At 64.1% G+C, this 20,524-nt stretch carries 12 protein-coding genes; 7 read left to right on the top strand and 5 right to left on the bottom strand.

Features of this window, described 5'->3' with window-relative positions; translation table 11 throughout:
• The first annotated feature begins 33 nt into the window (after positions 1-33).
• The 7 genes from lon to IEW63_RS05630 all read left to right on the top strand — a co-directional run bounded on the left by lon (position 34) and on the right by IEW63_RS05630 (position 13,904).
• Positions 34-2,433 carry an endopeptidase La gene (gene lon, locus IEW63_RS05660; protein WP_188635646.1) on the top strand — a complete coding sequence of 800 codons (2,400 nt, stop codon included), beginning with the start codon at positions 34-36 and terminating at the stop codon, positions 2,431-2,433.
• A gap of 211 nt (positions 2,434-2,644) precedes the next feature.
• Positions 2,645-2,917: a non-specific DNA-binding protein Hbs gene (gene hbs / locus IEW63_RS05655; protein WP_188635645.1), complete on the top strand. Its 273-nt coding sequence runs from the start codon at positions 2,645-2,647 to the stop codon at positions 2,915-2,917.
• Positions 2,918-3,135: 218 nt separating this feature from the next.
• Positions 3,136-5,016 (top strand): SurA N-terminal domain-containing protein, encoded by a 1,881-nt coding sequence (locus IEW63_RS05650; RefSeq protein ID WP_188635644.1) that lies wholly within the window; start codon positions 3,136-3,138, stop codon positions 5,014-5,016.
• 96 nt (positions 5,017-5,112) lie between these two features.
• The gene (locus tag IEW63_RS05645) at positions 5,113-6,276 is read left to right on the top strand and encodes an efflux RND transporter periplasmic adaptor subunit (RefSeq protein ID WP_188635643.1); all 1,164 of its coding nucleotides are present in this window, start codon (positions 5,113-5,115) and stop codon (positions 6,274-6,276) included.
• Position 6,277: 1 nt separating this feature from the next.
• On the top strand, positions 6,278-9,400 hold the full coding sequence (locus IEW63_RS05640) for a multidrug efflux RND transporter permease subunit (RefSeq protein WP_188635642.1): 3,123 nt from the start codon (positions 6,278-6,280) through the stop codon (positions 9,398-9,400).
• Positions 9,397-12,495 carry an efflux RND transporter permease subunit gene (locus IEW63_RS05635; protein WP_188635641.1) on the top strand — a complete coding sequence of 1,033 codons (3,099 nt, stop codon included), beginning with the start codon at positions 9,397-9,399 and terminating at the stop codon, positions 12,493-12,495. Before IEW63_RS05640 ends, IEW63_RS05635 begins: the two co-directional genes overlap by 4 nt.
• Positions 12,492-13,904 (top strand): efflux transporter outer membrane subunit, encoded by a 1,413-nt coding sequence (locus IEW63_RS05630; protein WP_188635640.1) that lies wholly within the window; start codon positions 12,492-12,494, stop codon positions 13,902-13,904. Before IEW63_RS05635 ends, IEW63_RS05630 begins: the two co-directional genes overlap by 4 nt.
• A 210-nt stretch (positions 13,905-14,114) precedes the next feature.
• On the opposite strand, the gene fabI is transcribed toward IEW63_RS05630, so the two are convergent.
• From fabI to IEW63_RS05605, 5 genes are read right to left on the bottom strand one after another with little or no spacing between them, the layout of a single operon-like run.
• Positions 14,115-14,915 carry an enoyl-ACP reductase FabI gene (gene fabI / locus IEW63_RS05625; RefSeq protein WP_188635639.1) on the bottom strand — a complete coding sequence of 267 codons (801 nt, stop codon included), beginning with the start codon at positions 14,913-14,915 and terminating at the stop codon, positions 14,115-14,117.
• A gap of 24 nt (positions 14,916-14,939) precedes the next feature.
• A complete protein-coding gene (locus IEW63_RS05620; protein ID WP_188635638.1) occupies positions 14,940-16,562 on the bottom strand; it encodes an ABC transporter ATP-binding protein in 1,623 nt (540 codons plus the stop codon).
• 1 nt (position 16,563) lies between these two features.
• A complete protein-coding gene (locus IEW63_RS05615) occupies positions 16,564-17,592 on the bottom strand; it encodes an ABC transporter permease (protein WP_188635637.1) in 1,029 nt (342 codons plus the stop codon).
• A 2-nt stretch (positions 17,593-17,594) separates the two neighbouring features.
• On the bottom strand, positions 17,595-18,668 hold the full coding sequence (locus tag IEW63_RS05610; RefSeq protein ID WP_188635636.1) for a microcin C ABC transporter permease YejB: 1,074 nt from the start codon (positions 18,666-18,668) through the stop codon (positions 17,595-17,597).
• A 3-nt stretch (positions 18,669-18,671) separates the two neighbouring features.
• Positions 18,672-20,507: an extracellular solute-binding protein gene (locus IEW63_RS05605; protein WP_188635635.1), complete on the bottom strand. Its 1,836-nt coding sequence runs from the start codon at positions 20,505-20,507 to the stop codon at positions 18,672-18,674.
• Positions 20,508-20,524: the final 17 nt, after the last annotated feature.

The raw sequence follows: 20,524 nt of genomic DNA, 5'->3' as shown, positions 1-20,524 counted from the left end.
TGCGACCCATCCCCTTGCGAGTGAGCCCAAACCATGACGAGCCCCAGCGTATTTCCGCTATTGCCATTGCGTGATGTGGTGGTTTTCCCCCATATGGTCATCCCCCTCTTCGTTGGCCGGAGCAAGTCCATCGAAGCCCTGGAGGCCGCCATGCTGGGCGAGAAACAGGTGGTGCTGGTAACCCAGCGCAATCCTGCGGACGATGACCCCGGTGCCGAGCAGCTCTACGAAACGGGAACCCTTGCCACCATCCTGCAGTTGCTGAAGCTGCCCGACGGCACCGTCAAGGTGCTGGTGGAAGGCGAGCAGCGTGCCCGCATCGAGCAGGTAGAGGAGCTGGACGGCTACCAGCAGGTCCATGTTCAGCTCGTTGAAGAGGTCGAACAGGACGCCCGGGAAAGCGAAGTGCTGGTACGCACCCTGATGAGCCAGTTCGAGCAGTTCGTCAATCTGGGCAAGAAGGTGCCGCCGGAGGCCGTGACTTCGCTCGCCGGCATTGAGGACCCACGGCGTCTGGTTGACAGCATGGCCGCCCATCTCCAGCTGAAGGTGGAGCAGAAGCAGCAGATCCTGGAGATCGCACCGGTACGCGAGCGCGTCGAGCACGTGCTTGGGGTGCTGGACACCGAAATTGACCTGCTGCAGGTGGAGAAGCGTATCCGCGGGCGGGTCAAGAAGCAGATGGAGCGCAGCCAGCGCGAGTACTACCTCAACGAACAGATGAAGGCCATCCAGAAAGAGATGGGCACCGGCGAGGATGGTTCCAGCGAGCTGGACGAGCTGCAGAAGAAGATCGAGTCCTCCGGTATGGCCAAGGAGGCGCTGGAGAAAGCCAATGCCGAGCTGAAGAAGCTGCGGATGATGTCGCCGATGTCCGCCGAGGCGACAGTGGTGCGCTCCTATATCGAGTGGCTGATCAATGTGCCGTGGACCAGGACCACGCGGGTGCGCCACGACCTCGAGCATGCCCAGAAGGTGCTGGACAGCGACCATTACGGCCTGGAGGAGGTCAAGGAGCGCATCGTCGAGTATCTTGCGGTGCAGAAGCGTGTGCGCAAGCTGAAGGGGCCGGTGCTCTGTCTGGTCGGGCCTCCGGGCGTGGGCAAGACCTCGCTGGGCGAGTCACTGGCCAAGGCCACTAACCGTCAGTTCGTGCGCATGGCACTGGGCGGCGTGCGGGACGAAGCCGAAATCCGTGGTCACCGGCGCACCTATATCGGCTCGATGCCGGGCAAGCTGATCCAGAAGATGAGCAAGGTCGGCGTGAAGAACCCGCTGTTCCTGCTCGACGAGATCGACAAGATGGGTCAGGACATGCGCGGCGATCCGTCCTCGGCACTGCTGGAGGTGCTGGATCCGGAGCAGAACCACGCCTTCGCCGACCATTACCTGGAGGTCGACTACGATCTGTCCGAGGTGATGTTCGTCTGCACCTCCAACTCGATGAACATTCCGGCGCCGCTGCTCGACCGGATGGAGGTGATCCGCATCCCGGGCTACACCGAGGATGAGAAGATCAAGATCGCCCAGCGCTACCTGGTGCCCAAGCAGATGAAGCGCAACGGCCTTAAGCAGGGCGAGCTGACCTTCAGTGAAGCGTCGCTGCGCGATCTGATCCGCTATTACACCCGCGAAGCCGGTGTGCGCGGCCTGGAGCGGCAGATCGCCAAGGTCTGCCGCAAGGTGGTGCGCGAGCATGCCGGCAAGGGGCCGTATCCCAGCGTCGAAGTCGACGGCGCGCTGCTTGAACAGCATCTGGGTGTGCACAAGTTCAAGTATGGCCTGGCCGAGGAAAGCGACCAGATCGGTCAGGTGACCGGGCTGGCCTGGACCCAGGTCGGCGGCGAACTGCTCAGCCTGGAGGCGGCGGTGATGCCGGGCAAGGGCCGTCAGATCAAGACCGGCTCCCTCGGCGACGTGATGCAGGAGTCGATCAGCGCGGCGATGACCGTGGTGCGCAGCCGGGCAGCGAGCCTGGGCCTGGCCAACGACTTCCACGAGCAGCATGACGTGCATATCCACGTGCCCGAGGGCGCCACGCCCAAGGACGGCCCCAGCGCCGGTATCGGCATGTGTACCGCGCTGGTGTCGGCGTTGACGAAGATCCCGGTGCGCGCAGAAGTGGCGATGACCGGAGAGATCACCCTGCGCGGTCAGGTGCTGGCGATCGGTGGATTGAAGGAAAAGCTGCTCGCGGCCCACCGCGGCGGAATCCGCACGGTGGTCATTCCCCACGACAATCTCAAGGACCTGAAGGAAATACCCGACAATATCAAGCAGGATATCGAGATTATCCCGGCGAAATGGATTGACGAGGTGCTGCAAGTTGCGCTGCAATACATGCCGAAGCCCCTGACGGAAGAAGGGGAAGAAATCGTAGCCAAGGAAGAGCCTCACAAAACTGATGCAAAAGGGCGCATCAGTACGCATTGATGGTAAGCTGGCCGCTAACGGGTTCGGGGCGGTAAACCTCGACCCAGCGCCATGTTGCCGTTATCAGAAGCATTCCTTGACATGGTTTTTGACCGCTTGATATAAAGCGTGCTTCGACCCAAGCAGGTATGCTGACTGGCCACAGCGTTGCTAGAACCACAAGCTTACATAACGACTAACTAACTCATTGAGAGATATAAGGGGACTTAGAGTGAACAAGTCTGAACTGGTCGATGCCATCGCTGCATCTGCCGATCTTCCCAAAGCTGCTGCCGGTCGTGCTCTGGACGCCGTCATCGAGTCCATTACCGGTGCTCTGAAAGAGGGTGATTCGGTTGTTCTGGTTGGTTTTGGCACTTTCGCCGTCAAGGAGCGTGCTGCCCGTACCGGTCGCAACCCGCAAACTGGTGAGCCGATTGAAATCAGCGCCGCCAAGATCCCGGGCTTCAAGGCTGGCAAGGCACTGAAGGACGCTGTCAACTGATAGCGTCACGAAACTGACAGGACATGCCGGCGCATACACCCTGTGCCGCATGCAGCGGACTCCTGGTCAGCAGCACAGACACAGAGGTTCAGTCAGTTCCCGAAAGGCGCATCTTCTGGTGCGCCTTTTTTTGTTGTAAAGAATAATCAGGTGGCTGCCCGCGCAGCCGCCCCTTACCTGCAGCGCATCAGGTAATCGACCAGAGGATTGGGGGCACGATGCTTCAGAACATGAGGGACAAGGCGCAGAGCTGGGTCGCGAAAGTGATCGTCGGCGTCATTGTGCTGGTTTTTGCATTGACCGGCTGGGAGTCCATCAGCCGCTTCACCAGTAACGAGCAGAAGGCGGCAGAGGTGAATGGCACCACCATCAGCAGCGCCGAACTGGAGCAGGCCGTGTCCCTGCAACGCCGCCAGCTGACCCAGCAACTCCAGCAGCTGGGCGAGCAGTTCGATCCCGACATGATCGATGACCAGGTGCTGCGTGACTCGGTACTGCAGGGGCTGATCGATCGGGCCGTGCTGCTGGAGGGCGCGCGTGACGCCAATCTGCGTGTCTCCGAACAGATGATCGACCAGATGCTGCTGAACACCCCCGACTTCCAGGTCAATGGCCAGTTCGATGCCAACCGCTTCGATGTGGTGATTCGCAGCATGGGCATGAGTTCGCGGATGGCCTTCCGTGATCTGGTGCGCCAGGAACTGATGCTGGCCCAGCTGCGCAACGCCTACGAGGCGACGTCCTTCGCTACGCCCCGTGAACAGCTGCAGCTGGCCCGTCTGGAGAAGCAGAGCCGTGATTTCGCGGTGATCGAGCTGGATCTTGACGCCGATGCGGTGACAGTGACCGACGAGCAGGTGGAGCAGTATTACACGGCCAACCAGGCCGACTTCATGAGTCCGGAGCAGGTGGTGCTGGAGACCCTGACACTGTCACGCTCGGACTTCTTCGACGATGGGGAAGTTGACGAGGCAGCCCTGGAGTCCCTGTACCACCGCGAGGTGGGCAACCTGGCCGAGCAGCGCCGCGCCAGCCATATCCTGTTCGAGATCGAAGGGGACGAGGCGGCGGTGCTCGAGCAGGCCCGTGAGGTCAAGGCGCGGATCGATGCCGGTGAGGATTTTGCCGCGCTGGCGCGGGAGTTCTCCCAGGACCCCGGCACCGTGAACAATGGTGGTGACCTAGGTTATGTCGAGCGTGACAGTTTCGATCCGGACTTCGAGGCGGTGTTGTATGCGTTGCAGGAAAACGAAGTGTCCGAACCGGTGCGCAGCAGCTTCGGCTACCACCTGATCAAGCTGACCGACCTGCAGTCGGCCGATGTGCCCACCCTGGAGTCGATGCGCCCGGGTCTTGAGCAGGAGCTGAAGAACGAACAGGTTGCCAGCCGATTTGTCGAGGCCTCCCGCGAGCTGGCGAACCTGGCGTACGAGTCCGAGGATCTGGCCGAGCCGGCTCGTGTGCTCGGCGTCGAACTGGAAACCCACGGCCCGGTTGAACGCAGCGGTGGGGAAGGTCTGACCGCCAATCCGAAGGTGATGGCGGCCGCCTTCAGCGATGACGTGCTGCTGGATCGTCGCAACAGTCAGTTGATCGAACTGGATGCCGACACCGTCGCCGTAGTGCGGGTCAAAGAGCATCTGCTGCCGGAGCAGCGTGAACTGGCCGAAGTGAAGGCAGACATTGCCGATCGCCTGCAGTTCGAGCAGGCAGTGGAGCAGGCCGAACAGCGCGCCGGTGAGATAGTGGCTGGCCTGCGCAGCGGCGAGCTGTCGGTGAGCGGTACTGCAGAGCAGCTCGGTCAGCAATGGCAGGCCCACGAGGCCGTCTCGCGCACCAACCGCGATGTGCATCAGGCCCTGTTGCGCAGCGTGTTCTCCATGCCGCACCCGGATGACGCGCCTGTGTACGGGCATTTCCGCCAGCCTGATGGCAGCCAGTGGATAGTGGAGCTGCGCGGTGTAGCGACACCGGAGGATCTGCTGGCCGAGGAGGAAGGGTCGATGTACGCGGATTTCGTCCGCGGGCAGACCGGCGAGCAGGATTTTGCCGCGTTGCGTCAGCAACTGCAGGATGAGGCCGACATCGAGCGCTACTGAGCGTTCACGTCGGGTTGAGGAAAGCCGCATGCTCGTCTCCGGGTATGCGGCTTTCTTGTCGCCCCTTTTCACCGGATCTACAGATGTGTGCCTTCCATGACTGATACTTCCCCTCTGTCCACGCGCCAACGGCGGTTGATCGGTATTTTCTGCGTGATCCTCTTCCTGCTGGCGGGAGGTTATCTGCTGACCCGCAACCCGGGCAGCGAGTCCATGCCCATGCGCAGCGCCTGGAACCAGCCGGTGCCGGTGTATGCCGTGCCCGCGGAAAAGGGCAGCCTGGATGTGCAGATCCAGTCCATCGGCACCGTTACGCCGTTGAATAACGTGGTCATCCGCAGCCGGGTGGACGGTGAGCTGCTGCGGGTGCTGTTTACCGAGGGCGCGGAGGTGGAGCAGGGCAGCCTGCTGGCGGAAATCGATCCCGCACCCTACCGGGCCCGTCTGGCCCAGGCCGAAGGGCAGCTGCAGCAGAATCAGGCCCAGCTGGCCAACGCTCAGGCCGATCTGGAGCTGTACGAAGGGCTGTATGAGCAGGACTCCATTGCCCGCCAGCAATTGACCAGCCAGCGCGCGCTGGTCGAGGAGCTGCGCGGCACCCTCAAGGCCAATCGCGCCCAGGTAGAGGATGCCCGTCTGCAGCTGTCCTGGACCCGCATCGAGGCGCCGATCTCCGGGCGGCTGGGCCTGCGCCGGGTAGACCCGGGCAATCTGATCAGCAGCGGAGACAGCGAGGGCCTGGTGAGCATCACCCAGATGCGCCCGATCGCGGTGGAGTTCACCGTGCCGGAGCCCGACGTACCGGCCCTGCGCCGGGCAGTGACAGGGGAAGGCGAGCTGCCCGTACAGGCACTGGACCGCAACGAGCAGCATGTGCTGGCCAGCGGCCGGCTGCAGACACTGGATAACCAGATCGATCTAGCGACCGGCACGTTGCGGGCCAAGGCGGTATTCGATAACGAGGATGATGCGCTGTTCCCCAACCAGTTCGTCAACGTACGCCTGCGCCTGCACACCCTGGCCTCGGTGATCACCATTCCGTCGGACGCGGTGCAGTTCGGTTCGCGGGGCACCTATGTCTACGTGGTCGATGCCGCCGAGAGCAAGGCCTATGCCCGTACTGTCAGCCTGGGGGCCAGTGCCGATGGCCGCGTGGCCGTCACCGAGGGGCTGGACGCCGGCGAACTGGTGGTGCTGGAAGGGCTGGATCGTCTGCGCGACGGTCGCGAAGTGGTCATCAGCGAGCGGGGCAGCGACTGACATGGCGGTCGACAACGGCCGCGCCGAAGGGCAGCACAGCCTGTCCCGGCCTTTCATATTGCGACCGGTGGCGACCTCGCTGCTGATGCTGGCGTTCCTCATCACCGGCCTGATTGCCTGGCGCATGCTGCCGGTGGCGGCATTGCCCCAAGTAGACTACCCGATCATCCAGGTGTTCACCTTCCAGCCGGGGGCCGGCCCCAAGGTGACCGCCCGTACCATCACCGCACCGCTGGAGCGGCATCTGGGGCAGATTCCCGGCCTCAAGCAGATGTCCTCCACCAGTTCCGCCGGCGCCTCGGTGATTACCCTGCAGTTCGCCCTGGAGGTGGACCTGGGCGTGGCCGAACAGGAGGTGCAGGCGGCGATCAACACGGCTCAGAGCCTGTTGCCCAACGACCTGCCGGCGCCGCCGATCTACCGCAAGGTCAACCCGGCAGATGCGCCCATTCTCACCCTGGCCATCACCTCCGAGGCGATGCCGCTGCCCGAAGTGCATGATCTGGTCGACACCCGCATGGCGCAGAAACTGGCCCAGTTGTCGGGGGTCGGCATGGTCAGCCTGGCCGGTGGTCAGCGGCCGGCCCTGCGCATACAGGTCAACCCCTCGGTGCTGGCCGCACGCGAGCTGGGCATGGATGACGTGCGCGCGGCGATTGCCGCCACCAACGTCAATCAGCCCAAGGGCAGCTTCGACGGGCCGCACCGCACCACCATGCTGGACGCCAACGATCAGATCCGCTCGGTGGAGGACTATCGTGATCTCATCCTCACCTGGCAGGACGGTGCGGCTCTGCGCCTGGGGGATGTGGCGAACATCATCGACGGTGCCGAGGACCGCTTCCTCGCCGCCTGGGCCGATACCCAGCCGGCCGTGCTGCTCAACGTTCAGCGCCAGCCCGGCGCCAACGTCATCGAGGTGGCTGACCGGGTGCAGGCGCTGCTGCCGCAGCTGACCGCCACCCTGCCGGCCTCGGTGGACGTGATGGTGCTGACCGACCGCACCCAGAGCATCCGCGCCTCGGTGCGTGACGTGCAGAAGGAACTGCTGCTGGCCATAGCACTGGTGGTGCTGGTGACTTTCGCCTTTCTGCGCAGCCTCCCGGCGACCATCATCCCCAGTGTCGCCGTGCCGCTGTCGCTGGTCGGCACCTTTGCCTTCATGTACCTGATGGGCTTCTCCATCAACAACCTCACGCTCATGGCGCTGACCATTGCTACCGGCTTCGTGGTGGACGATGCCATCGTCATGCTGGAGAACATCGCCCGCCACCGGGAGCAGGGTGCCTCGCCGATGCAGGCCGCCCTGCGCGGCGCGGCGCAGATCGGTTTCACGCTGATTTCCCTGACCGTCTCGCTGATCGCGGTGCTGATCCCGCTGCTGTTCATGGGCGATCTGGTCGGCCGACTCTTCCACGAATTTGCCGTCACCCTGGCGGTGGCCATCGCGATTTCGCTGGTAGTGTCCCTGACCCTGACCCCGATGATGTGCGCTCGTATGCTGCGCCAGCCCCCGGCCCACGACCAGGAAGCGGAGGGCAGGAGTCTGATGAGTAGGGTGATCCGCCGTTATGGCGTGATGCTCGACTGGGTCCTGGATCGCCAGGCGCTGATGCTGCTGGTCATGCTGGCTACGCTGGTGCTGACCGCGCTGTTGTATCTGGCGGTGCCCAAGGGCTTCTTCCCGGTACAGGACAGCGGTGTGATCCAGGTAGTGACCGAGGCGCCGCAGGATGTCTCCTTTGCCGCCATGTCGGAACGCCAGCAGGCGCTGGGCGCGGCGCTGCTGAAGGATGAAGGGGTGACCAGCCTGTCCTCCTTCATCGGTGTGGACGGCACCAATGCCAGTCTCAACAGCGGGCGCATGTTCATCAACCTGCCGCCGCACAGCGAGCGCAGCGAATCGGTGTTCACGGTGATGGATCGGCTGCGTTCGCGGGCCACGGAGGTGGACGGTATCCAGGCCTGGTTCCAGCCAGTCCAGGAGCTGAGTATCGAGGACCGGGTGGCTCGTACCCAGTACCAGTTCACCCTCACCAGTCTGGACAGCGAGACGCTGGGCGAATGGGTGCCGCAGCTGGTGGATGCACTCGCCCGGCGGCCGGAGCTGGCGGATGTGGCTTCCGACCTGCAGCACCGGGGGCAGGAGCTGTATCTGGAGATCGACCGGGACGCTGCGGCGCGCCTGGGCGTGGACGTGGCCACTGTGGCGGACGTGCTGCAGAACGCCTTCGCACAGCGGCAGATTTCCACCCTGTTCACCCAGTCCAACCAGTACCGGGTAGTGCTCGAGATGGACCCGGCGCTGGCCGATGGTCCCCAGGCCTTGCGCAGCCTGCACGTGCCCACTGCCAACGGCGGTCAGGCGCCGCTGGCCAGTGTGGCGCGATTGCACCAGCGCTCCACACCGCTGATGGTCAACCACCAGGGCCAGTTTCCGATGGCAACGGTGTCGTTCAACGTGGCGCCCGGCACCTCGCTGGGTCAGGCGGTCGCGGCCATCGAGCAGACCCGGGAGCAGCTGCAGATGCCGGCGGAGATCGAGACCCGCTTCCAGGGCGCAGCGGAGGCGTTCCAGGCGTCGCTGGCCAACAGCCTGTGGCTGATTCTGGCGGCCATCCTGACCATGTACATCGTGCTGGGTGTGCTTTACGAGAGCACCATCCATCCGGTGACCATCCTCTCGACCCTGCCCTCGGCCACGGTCGGTGCGCTGCTGGCGCTGCTGCTCACCGGTCGCTCACTGGACATGATCGCGGTGGTCGGAGTGGTGCTGCTGATCGGGCTGGTGAAGAAGAACGGCATCATGATGGTGGACTTCGCGCTGGAGGCCCAGCGCAACCAGGGCATGGCCCCCCGGGCGGCAATCCACCGTGCCGCCATGCTTCGCTTCCGGCCCATCCTGATGACCACCCTGGCGGCATTGTTCGGTGCCATACCGCTGATGCTGGCCAGCGGGTCGGGGGCCGAGCTGCGCCAGCCACTGGGCCTGGTGATGGTCGGCGGGCTGCTGGTCAGCCAGGTACTGACATTGTTCACCACGCCGGTGGTGTATCTGTTCTTCGACCGCCTGGGCCGGCGTGCGGGCGGGGAACGGGCCGGGCTGGCGGGAAGCGACGGATGAACCCGGCCCGTCTGTTCGTCAGCCGCCCGGTTGCCAGCTGCCTGCTGGCGCTGGCGGTGCTGGCCTGCGGACTGCTGAGCTGGCGCCTGCTGCCGGTGGCGCCGCTGCCGGAGATGGACTTTCCGGTGATCACCGTCAGTGCCAGCCTGCCGGGGGCCAGCCCGGAGAGTATGGCCAGTACCGTTGCCGCTCCGCTGGAGCGGGCACTGGGGGCCATCTCCGGGGTCATCTCCATCACCTCCAGCAGCAATCAGGGCTCGACCCAGATCATGCTGCAGTTCGAACTGGACCGTGATATCGACGAAGCCGCACGGGAGGTGCAGGCGGCGATCAATGCCGTGCGTGGCGAGCTGCCGGCGGGCATGCCGGGCAATCCCCAGTACCGCAAGATCAACCCGTCCCAGGCACCGATCATGGCGCTGGCGCTGAGCTCGCCCAACCTGGCGGACAGTGCGCTGTACGATGCGGCCTCGACCATCCTGGCGCAGAAACTGGCACAGATCAGTGGCGTGGGGGAGGTCAGTGTGGCCGGTGCGTCGCTGCCGGCGGTGCGGGTGCAGCTCAACCCAGGCGCGCTGCTGCACAACGGCATCGCTCTGGACGAGGTGCGGTCGGCCATCAGCCGCAGCACCGCGATCTTTCCGCTGGGTCTGATCGAGGACGACGAACACCGCTGGCGGGTCGGCCTGAGCGATGCGCTGCGCAGTGCCGACGAGTATCGCAACCTGATCATCCGCCACCGGGACGGCGCCGTCGTACGTCTGGGGGATCTGGCCACAGTTACCGACTCGGTGGAGAACCGCTATACCAGCGGTTTTCATAACCATCACCCAGCGGTGATCCTGATGATCAGTCGCCAGACCGGTGCCAACATCGTGCGCACCATCGACGCCATCCATGAGCAGCTGCCGCAGTTGCAGGCGCTGATGCCGGCTGACAGCGAATTGAGCGTGGTGATGGATCGCTCGCCGGTGATCCGTGCCACCCTCAACGAGGCCCAGTTCACCTTGGTGCTGGCCTCGCTGCTGGTGGTGCTGGTGGTCTGGCTGTTCCTGGGCAATGCCCGCACCGCACTGATTCCCTCGGTGGCGCTGCCGGTGTCCCTGATCGGCAGCTTCCTGGTGATGTACCTGCAGGGCTTCTCTCTCAACAATCTGTCGTTGATGGCGCTGATCGTTGCCGCCGGGCTGGTGGTGGATGACGCCATCGTGGTGCTGGAGAACGTCGAGCGGCATATCCACAATGGACTGACGCCCTTTGCCGCTGCGCTGCGCGGGGTGCAGGAGGTGGGCTTTACCCTGCTGGCGATGAACGTGGCGCTGGTGGTGGTGTTCGTCTCCATTCTGTTCATGGGCGGGGTGGTGGAGCGGCTTTTCCGCGAATTTTCCATCACGCTGGCCGGCGCCATGCTGATCTCGCTGCTGGTGTCCATCACCGTGACGCCCAGCCTCTGTGCGCTGTGGCTCAGGGCGCAGCGGGAGCGCCGGCCCGGGCGCCTGGCGGTGCATACCGGTGCGCTGTTCGATGCCCTGCGTGACGGATATCGGTCCAGCCTGGACTGGTCGCTGCGCCACGGCGTCATTGTGCTGCTGGCACTGGCGGGGGTGATGGCGGCCACCGTCGGGCTGTATGCAAGTCTGGACAAGGAAGCGCTGCCGCAGCAGGATACCGGCCAGATCCGCGGCTTCGTGCGCGGGGATGATGGCTTTTCCTTCCAGGTCATGCAGCCGAAGATCGAGGCGTACCGCCAGTACATCCTTTCTGATCCGGCGGTGCAGGACCTGACCGGCACCAGTGGCGGCGCCGGCGGCACCACCAACGCCCAGCTGTCGATCAGCCTGAAGCCGCTGCGCGAGCGGGGTGTATCGGCCCATGAGGTGGTCGACCGCCTGCGTCTGAATGCACCGCAGATTCCGGGCGCCATGATGATGCTCATGGTGGATCAGGACATCTACCTGGGCTCGCCATTCCGTCGCAGCGAGCACGAGGTGGTGTTGCGTTCCGATTCGCTGGATGAGCTGAAGGTCTGGTCCCGGCGGGTGTCCGAGGCGATGCAGGAGATGCCGGAGCTGGTCGATGTGGATGCGGCCGGCGGCGAGGAAACCCGCCAGGTGATGCTCGATATCGATCGTGAGGCGGCACGGCGTCTGGGGGTGGACATGGCGACCATCGCTTCGGTGCTGAACAACTCCTTTTCCCAGCGCCAGGTCGCCACCCTGTATGACGAGCTCAACCAGTACCGGGTGGTGATGGAGCTGGACCCGCGGTACACCGCCGACCCCGCTGTGCTGGCCCAGATCGAAGTGATAACCGATGATGGCAGTCGGGTGCCCCTGTCTGCCTTTGCCAGCTGGCGTTACGGCATGGCCAATGACCGGGTGCGCCATGACGGCCAGTTCGCGTCGGTGGGCGTGGGTTATGCGCTGGCGCCGGGGGTTACCGCCTTCGAGGCGGAACAGGCGATCGATCGGATGCTGGCCGAGATCATGCTGCCTTCCACTGTGCATACCGTGCCGACCCTGTCCCGCGGGCCGGATTTCAGCGTCAATCTCAATCAGCCCTGGTTACTGCTGTGGGTGGTGCTGGCTGTCTATCTGGTGCTGGGCGTGCTCTACGAGAGCACGCTGCATCCGCTGACCATTCTCTCGACGCTGCCCTCGGCAGGTGTGGGCGCGCTGCTGGCGCTGCATCTGAGCGGGACCCATTTCAGCCTCATCGCGCTGCTTGGCCTGTTCCTGCTGATAGGCGTGGTCATGAAGAACGCCATCATGATGATCGACTTTGCCCTCGAGGGGCAGCGGCGGGAGGGGCTATCGCCCCAGGAAGCGATCCGTCAGGCCGCGCTGTTGCGCCTGAGGCCGATCCTGATGACCAACCTGGCGGGCCTGCTCGGTGCCGTGCCGCTGGTGCTCGGCTTCGGCGAGGGGGCGGAAATGCGCAGGCCGCTGGGTATCACCATCATCGGCGGGCTGGCGGTCAGTCAATTGCTTACGCTGTATACCACCCCGGTCATCTACCTCTATCTGGAGCGCCTGCGCCAGCGGGTGCTGCGCCGCCGGGGTAACCCCACTGATTCTGTGAACGCATCGCCATGAACAACTCTGCCGTGATTTTCGTCCTCTCCGCTGCACTGCTGGTTTCTGCCTGCACCCTGGGACCGGATTACCAGCGCCCTGACACCATCGACACCAGCCAGCTGCGCCACCAGGACGGCTGGCAGCCGGTACCCGAGCGCAGCTGGGCGGCCAGCGGCAGCTGGTGGCAGGCCTTCGGTGACGAGACGCTCGTTTCTCTGATTGAGCAGAGCCAGAGCGCAAACCAGACCCTGGCCCAGGCCGAGGCCCGCTACCGTGCCGCCGAAGCCCAGTGGCGCCTGACCCGTGGCGAGCTGGTTCCGGAGGTGGGGGCCAGCGTCAGCGCCAGTCGCGGCGGAGGCAATGATCGCTCCAACAGCAGCCAGTACGATGCACGCCTGCAGATAGGCTGGGCGCCGGACCTGTGGGGCCGTGTGCGGCGCAGCATCGAGGCGGATCAGGCTGGCCTGCAGGCCAGTGCCGCAGATCTTGCGGCGGCGCGTTTGGCCATCCAGGTGGCAGTGGCCGACTCCTATATCCGACTGCGCGCGCTGGACCGGCAGCAGGCCATCCTGCGTGACACCCTGGCTGCCTTCGAACGCTCGGCCACCCTGACCCGCAACCAGTACGGCGCCGGCATCGTTTCCCGCTCGGACGTGATCCAGGCCGAGACCCAGCTGCAGTCGGTGCGTACAGACATGTACGACCTGCAGGCCGCCCGGGCCCGGGAACAGAATGCGCTGGCGGCGCTGCTGGGTGTAGCACCGGTGGGTCTGGCCCTCGCCGAGCAGGACGGCTTGCCAGCCATCCCCACGTTGCCGCGCAGCCTGCCGGCAGTACTGATTGCCCGGCGCCCGGACGTGGTCGCCGCCGAACGCCAGGTGGCCGCCGCCAATGCCCGCATCGGTGTCGCTCAGGCCGCCTGGCTGCCGGATGTAACCCTGGACCTGTGGGGCGGTGTGCAGAGCGGCAGCTTCAGCGGTCTTTTCGATGCCCCCGCGCGGGTCTGGTCCCTCGGCCCGAGCCTGGCGCAAACGATTTTTGATGGCGGCCGGCGGGAAGCCACCCGGGATATCGCCGTGGCCCGTTACGACGAGCAGGCGGCCTTCTATCGGCAGACCGTTATCGATGGGTTGCGGGAGCTGGAAGACGCGCTGGCGACCTTACAGATCCTCAGCGAGAAGGCCGATCAGCAGGCCGAGCTGCTGGATCTGGCGGAGGAAAACGAACGGGTGGTCAACAACCGCTATCGGGCAGGGCAGGTGTCCTTCCTGGAGGTGGCTACGGCGCAGAACATTACCCTGAGTGCCCGGCGGGTGGCGGTGGATATCCATGCCGAGCGGCTGGCGGCCACTGTGCAACTGGCTGCGATTATCGGGGGAGGGTGGGATCTGGATGATCCGGTGGTGCGGAGGGTGGTGGGGGAGTAGAGGGCGACTTCAGAGCTTGATCCCCCTCTCCCCAACCCTCTCCCGCGAGGGGAGAGGGGGTTGGTCCAGTATGTTCTGCAACTCCGCCGTTGCTTTGATATCGGCGATGTTTCAGAGGATGCATGGTATTGCAGCCACGTCACCCCTCTCCCCTTGCGGGAGAGGGGCTGGGGGAGAGGGGGAAAGCAGCCTCAATTCCCCAATCAGAACTCACTCCTGGTCAATACTGCCCATGGCCGTGGTATTGAACCCGCCGTCCACATACAGAATCTCACCGGAGATCCCGGAAGCCAGGTCCGAGCACAGGAAGGCACCGGCGTTGCCCACTTCCTCGATGGTCACGTTGCGGCGCAGGGGCGTGCGGTCGGCGTTGTAGGCGAGCATCTTGCGGAAGCTCTTGATGCCGGAGGCGGCCAGGGTGCGGATCGGGCCGGCGGAGACGGCGTTGACCCGGATACCGTCCGGGCCAAGGCTGCTGGCCAGGTAACGCACGCCGGCTTCCAGACTGGCCTTGGCCATGCCCATGACGTTGTAGTTGGGCATGGTGCGTACCGAGCCCAGGTAGGTCAGGGTCAGCAGGTTGCCGTTGCGCTTCTTCAGTGCTTCCCGGCCGGCCTTGGCCAGGGCGATGAAGCTGTAGGCGCTGATGTCGTGGGCGATCTTGAAACCGTCACGGGTGGTGACTTCGGTGAAGTCGCCGTCCAGCTGGTCGCCGGGGGCAAAGCCTACCGAGTGCACGATGCAGTCGATGCCTTCGGGCCATTTCTTTTCCAGCTCGGTGAATACCTGCTCGATCTGCGCGTCGTCACCGACGTCACAGGGAAAGCACATCTCGGCGCTGGAACCCCAGCCCTCGGCAAACTCCTCGACGCGGCCCTTGAGCTTGTCATTCTGGTAGGTGAAGGCCAGTTCGGCACCTTCGCGGTGCATGGCCGCGGCAATGCCCGAGGCAATGGACAGCTTGCTGGCTACACCAACAATGAGTACGCGCTTTCCGCTAAGAAATCCCATGTTCTTTTCCTGTTTCACTGGGCCTCACAGTGAGGCCGTTCTTTCGGATACCGGGTTGGCGAAGGCAGCCTCCAGCAGCTGACGGGTGTAGTCATGCTGCGGGGAGGCGAAGATCTGCTCCGCCGGTCCCTGTTCTACAATTTCACCCTGGCGAATGACCATCAGCTGATGACTGAGGGCCCTGACCACCGCCAGGTCGTGGCTGATAAACAGATAACTCAGATTGTGCCTGCGCTGCAGGTCCCTCAGCAGCTCGACTACCTGGCTCTGTACCGTGCGGTCCAGTGCCGAGGTCGGCTCATCCAGCAGGATCAGCGAGGGTTTGAGCACCAAGGCCCTGGCAATAGCCACCCGCTGGCGCTGTCCGCCGGAAAACTCGTGCGGGTAGCGGTGCCGGCTGTCCGGGTCCAGGCCCACTTCCTCCAGCGCCTGGATCACCATCTGCTCCCGCTCCTCTGGCGTGCCGATGCGGTGGATCTCCAGTCCTTCGCTGATGATCTGCGCGATCGACATGCGCGGGCTCAGACTGCCGAAGGGGTCCTGGAACACCACTTGGAACTGGCGCCGGGCCGGGCGTACAGCCTTCTGGCCCAGGCCGTCCAGCCGCTGCCCGTTGCATTCTATCAGGCCCTGGCTCTCGATGAGGCGCAACAGCGCCAGACCCAGTGTGGTCTTGCCGGAACCGCTCTCGCCGACGATGCCCAGCGTCTGCCCAGACTGCAGGCTGAAACTGGCGTCGGTGACCGCCTTCACATGCCCCACGGTGCGCTTGAACACACCCTTGCGGATCGGAAACCAGACCCGCAGCTGTTCCGCCCGCATCACCACCGGCGCGTCCGGTTGCGCCTCCACCGGCGCGCCAGTCGGGTCCGCTGCGATCAGCTGGCGAGTGTATTGGTGCTGCGGGTTGGCAAAGAGTTCTGCACAATCATTCTCTTCGACGACCTCTCCGCGGTACATGACACATACTCGGTGCGCAATTTTGCGTACCAGGTTCAGATCGTGACTGATCAGCAGCAGCGCCATGCCCAGTTTCTGCTGCAGATTCTGCAACAGTTCGAGGATCTTCTGCTGCACGGTGACGTCCAGCGCGGTGGTGGGCTCGTCGGCAATCAGCAGTTCCGGCTCGTTGGCCAGCGCCATGGCAATCATCACCCGCTGGCGCTGGCCGCCGGACAGCTCGTGGGGAAAGGCGCCCAGACGCCGGGCCGGGTCGGGGATGCCGACCAGCTCCAGCAGCTCCAGGGTGCGGGCGCGGGCGGCCTTCTTGTCCAGCCCCTTGTGCAGGAACAGCACCTCGCTGATCTGCCGCTCGATGGTGTGCAGCGGATTCAGCGACGTCATCGGCTCCTGAAAGATCATCGAGATGCGGTTGCCGCGCACCTTGCGCAGCTGTTTCTCGCCCAGGGTCAGCAGGTCCTGCCCCTGATAGAGGATCCGACCGCTGGGGTGACGTGCCTGGGAGTAGGGCAGCAGACGCAGGATGGAGTGGGCAGTCACGGATTTGCCGGAGCCGCTCTCACCGACCAGGGCCAGGGTCTGGCCGGGCCGGATGTCGAAACTGACGCCGCGCACCGCCTGTATTTCCTCCTGCTCGCTGCGGAAGGCCACGCTGAGATTGTCGATCCGTATCAATGGCTCGGTCATGTCATTTCCTCGGGTCGAAGGCATCGCGCAGGGCTTCGCCGATGAATACCAGCAGCGACAGCATCACCGACAGTACGACGAAGGCGGTGATGCCCAGCCAGGGCGCCTGCAGGTTGGCCTTGCCCTGGGCAATCAGCTCGCCCAGCGACGGCGAGCCGGGCGGCAGCCCGAAGCCCAGGAAGTCCAGCGAGGTGAGGGTGATCACCCCGCCGGTGAGAATGAACGGGAAGAAGGTCAGGGTGGCGACCATGGCGTTGGGCAGGATGTGGCGGAACATGATGGTGCCATTGCCGGCACCCAGAGCCCGGGCAGCGCGGACATATTCCAGGTTGCGCCCGCGCAGGAACTCGGCACGCACCACGTCCACCAGTGCCATCCAGGAAAACAGCAGCATGATGCCCAGCAGCCACCAGAAGTTGGGCTGCACGAAACTGGCCAGGATGATCAGCAGGTAGAGCACCGGCAGGCCCGACCAGACCTCGATGAAGCGCTGGCCGAACAGGTCGATGCGCCCGCCGTAGAAGCCCTGGATGGCGCCGGCGATGACACCGATAATGGAGCTCAATATGGTCAGGGTCAGGGCGAACAGCACCGAGATGCGGAAGCCATAGATCACCCGGGCCAGTACGTCCCGGGCCTGGTCATCGGTACCCAGCCAGTTGTCCGCCGAGGGCGGCGCGGGAGCCGGCACCTGCAGGTCGTAGTTGATGGTCTGATAACTGTAGGGGATCAGCGGCCAGAGCATCCAGCCACCGGCTTCCTCGATCAGCTCGCGCACATACGGGCTGCGGTAATCCGCCTCGATGGGAAACTCGCCACCGAACTCGGTCTCGGCGTAGCGCTTGAATACCGGCGTATAGAGTTCGCCCTGATAGCTGACGAGCAAGGGTTTATCGTTGGCGATGAGTTCCGCGCCGAGACTGAGCACGAACAGCACCAGGAAGATATGCAGCGACCACCAGCCCCGGCGGTTGGCCTTGAACCGGGCGAAGCGGCGCTGGTTCAGCGGCGAGAGGGTAAACAGGGCCATGCTCAACCCTCCCGGCTTTCGAAGTCGATGCGCGGATCGACCAGGGTGTAGGCGATATCACCGATCAGCTTCACGACCAGTCCGAGCAGGGTAAAGATGTACAGGGTGCCGAACATCAGCGGATAGTCCCGGTTGATCGCCGCTTCAAAGCCCAGCAGCCCCAGCCCGTCCAGCGAGAAGATCACCTCGATCAGCAGGGCACCGGTGAAGAAGACGCTGATCAGCGCAGCGGGAAAACCGGCAATGATCAGCAGCATGGCATTGCGGAATACGTGGCCGTAGAGCACGCGGTTTTCCGACAGGCCCTTGGCCCGCGCGGTGACCACGTACTGCTTGCCGATCTCGTCGAGGAAGCAGTTCTTGGTCAGCATGGTCAGGGTGGCAAAGCTGCCGATGACCATCGCCGTGATCGGCAGCACCAGATGCCAGAGGTAATCGGTGATCTTGCCCCAGGTACTCAGCTCCTCCCAGTTGTTGGAGGTCAGCCCGCGCAGCGGGAACCAGTCGAAATAACTGCCACCGGCGAACAGTACGATCAGCAGAATCGCCAGCAGGAAGCCGGGAATGGCATAGCCGACGATGATCAGCGAACTGGTCCAGACATCGAAGGCCGAGCCGTGGCGGATGGCCTTGCGGATGCCCAGGGGAATGGAGATCAGATAGGTGATCAGCGTGGTCCACAGCCCCAGGGAGATGGACACCGGCATCTTCTCGATGATCAGGTCGATGACGCTGGCATCGCGGAAGAAACTGTCACCGAAATCGAAGGTGAGATAGCCCTTGATCATCAGCCAGAAGCGCTCGTGGGCCGGCTTGTCGAAGCCGTACATGCGCTCGATCTCGGCAATGATGTCCGGGTCCAGCCCCTGGGCGCCGCGGTAGTTGCTGCCACTGGCAACCTCGGCGTGCATGCTGCCGGAGATGCGGCTGGTGGCGCCCTCGAAGCCCTCGAGATTGGCAATCATCTGTTCCACCGGGCCGCCCGGGGCGGCCTGGATGATCAGGAAGTTGATCAGCAGGATGCCGAACAGGGTAGGGATGATCAGCAGCAGCCGTCGGATGATGTAGGCCAGCATGGATCAGTCCTCCTGCTCGGGTTCGGGCAGCAGGATGGGCGCGGGCTCCCCGGCCTGGTCGGTGGCCCACCAGGTATAGAGCCCCAGGTCGTATTTCGGCGCCTGCTCCGGGTGAGCGAACTTGTCCCAGTAGGCCACCCGGTACACGCTGGTGTGGTAGTTGGGCACCAGGTAATGACCGGCACGCAGCACCCGGTCCAGCGCCCGGGTATGGCTGATCAGCTCGGCGCGCGAATCGGCCTGGATCAGCCCTTCGACCAACTGGTCGACGGCCGGGTCCTGCAGGCCCATCAGATTGCGGCTGCCGGGGTTGTCGGCGCTGGAGGAGTGCCAGTATTCGCGCTGCTCGTTACCCGGGGAGTTGGACTGGGCGAAGCTGGTCACCACCATGTCGAAGTCCCGCGAGCGCAGGCGGTTGACGTATTGGGAGGTATCCACCCGGCGCAGCTGCATGTCGATGCCCAGCGACGCCAGGTTGCGCTTGAAGGGCAACAGCACCCGCTCGAAATCAGCCTGGATCAGCAGGAATTCGAAACTCAGAGGTTGCCCCTCGGCATTCACCAGTTGGTCGTTCTCGATGCGCCAGCCGGCCTCCTGCAGCAGGGCATAGGCCTGCCGGCGCTGATCGCGGATATTGCCGCTGCCGTCGGTCTGTGGCGGAACATAGGCGGGCCCGAATACGGCGGGCGACAATTGCTCTCGCAGGGGCTCTAGCAGAGCCAGCTCGTCCTCACCGGGCAGACCCTCGGCGCCCAGCTCGGAGTTGCCGAAGAAACTCGAGCTGCGCTCATAGGCCCCGTGGAACAGGCGGCTGTTGGCCCATTCGAAATCGAACAGCAGGGAAATCGCCTGGCGCACCCGTACATCCTGGAAGTAGGGCTTGCGCAGGTTGAAGACAAAGCCCTGCATGCCCCGGGTATTCAGGTTGGGAATCTCTTCCTTGATGATGCGCCCGGCAGTGAGCGCCGGGCTGTCGTAACCGGTGCTCCAGTTCTTGGCGCTGTACTCCTCGTTGAAGTCGAACTGCCCGGCCTTGAAGGCTTCCAGTGCCACGCCCAGGTCCCGGTAATAGTCCACCGTGATGCGGTCGAAATTGTAGAACCCCCTGCGTACCGGCAAGTCGGCAGCCCAGTAATCGGCAACCCGCTCAAAGGTCATGGAGCGGCCGGCGCGGACCTGGCCTATGCGATAGGGGCCGCTGCCTAGCGGTGGCTCCAGACCGTTGCGATTGAAGTCCCGGCCTTCCCAGTAATGCTCGGGCAACACCGGCAGCTGGCCGAGCACCAGTGGCAGCTCGCGGTTGCGGCCGTGCAGAAAGTGAAAGGTGACACTGCGCTCGTCGTCGGCCACCACCTCCTTCACATCGCCGTAGTAGGCCTTGTAGAAGGGCGCGCCCTGTTCGATCAGGGTATTGAAGGTAAATACCACGTCGGCTGCGGTGACCGGGTGGCCGTCATGGAAGCGCGCCTCCGGGCGCAGATGAAAGCGCACCCAGGTATTGTCCTCGGCCTGTTCGATGCGTTCGGCAATCAGTCCGTATTCGGTGAAGGGTTCATCCAGCGCGTGGGCGGTCAGGGTGTCGTAGATCAGGCCCAGCTGATCGGCGGCGGTGCCGCGGCTGATGAAGCCATTGAGCGAGTCGAAGCTGCCGAAGGCCGACAGGCGCAGGGTGCCGCCCTTGGGGGCATCGGGATTGACGTAATCGAAGTGCTGGAAGTCAGCGGGGTATTTCGGCGGCTCGCCGTACAGGGTCAGCGCATGGCTGCCGGGCGCGGCGCTGGTGGCCGTGGCGACGGCGAGCAGCAGGCAGCCCAGGGCGGTTTTCAGCTTATCGAGCATCTAGGGACCTTATTATC

The organism is Halopseudomonas pertucinogena, from assembly GCF_014646575.1.
In the GTDB taxonomy this organism is placed as follows: Bacteria; Pseudomonadota; Gammaproteobacteria; order Pseudomonadales; family Pseudomonadaceae; genus Halopseudomonas; species Halopseudomonas pertucinogena.
The sequence above is the reverse complement of the archived record's forward strand: the minus strand, read 5'-3'. Positions and strand labels throughout refer to the sequence as shown.

Coding starts and splice junctions, on each gene's coding strand:
- lon (WP_188635646.1), top strand. CDS start 34: ATGACGAGCCCCAGCGTATTTCCGCTATTGCCATTGCGTGATGTGGTG.
- IEW63_RS05650 (WP_188635644.1), top strand. CDS start 3,136: ATGCTTCAGAACATGAGGGACAAGGCGCAGAGCTGGGTCGCGAAAGTG.
- IEW63_RS05645 (WP_188635643.1), top strand. CDS start 5,113: ATGACTGATACTTCCCCTCTGTCCACGCGCCAACGGCGGTTGATCGGT.
- IEW63_RS05640 (WP_188635642.1), top strand. CDS start 6,278: ATGGCGGTCGACAACGGCCGCGCCGAAGGGCAGCACAGCCTGTCCCGG.
- IEW63_RS05635 (WP_188635641.1), top strand. CDS start 9,397: ATGAACCCGGCCCGTCTGTTCGTCAGCCGCCCGGTTGCCAGCTGCCTG.
- IEW63_RS05630 (WP_188635640.1), top strand. CDS start 12,492: ATGAACAACTCTGCCGTGATTTTCGTCCTCTCCGCTGCACTGCTGGTT.
- fabI (WP_188635639.1), bottom strand. CDS start 14,915: ATGGGATTTCTTAGCGGAAAGCGCGTACTCATTGTTGGTGTAGCCAGC.
- IEW63_RS05620 (WP_188635638.1), bottom strand. CDS start 16,562: ATGACCGAGCCATTGATACGGATCGACAATCTCAGCGTGGCCTTCCGC.
- IEW63_RS05615 (WP_188635637.1), bottom strand. CDS start 17,592: ATGGCCCTGTTTACCCTCTCGCCGCTGAACCAGCGCCGCTTCGCCCGG.
- IEW63_RS05610 (WP_188635636.1), bottom strand. CDS start 18,668: ATGCTGGCCTACATCATCCGACGGCTGCTGCTGATCATCCCTACCCTG.
- IEW63_RS05605 (WP_188635635.1), bottom strand. CDS start 20,507: ATGCTCGATAAGCTGAAAACCGCCCTGGGCTGCCTGCTGCTCGCCGTC.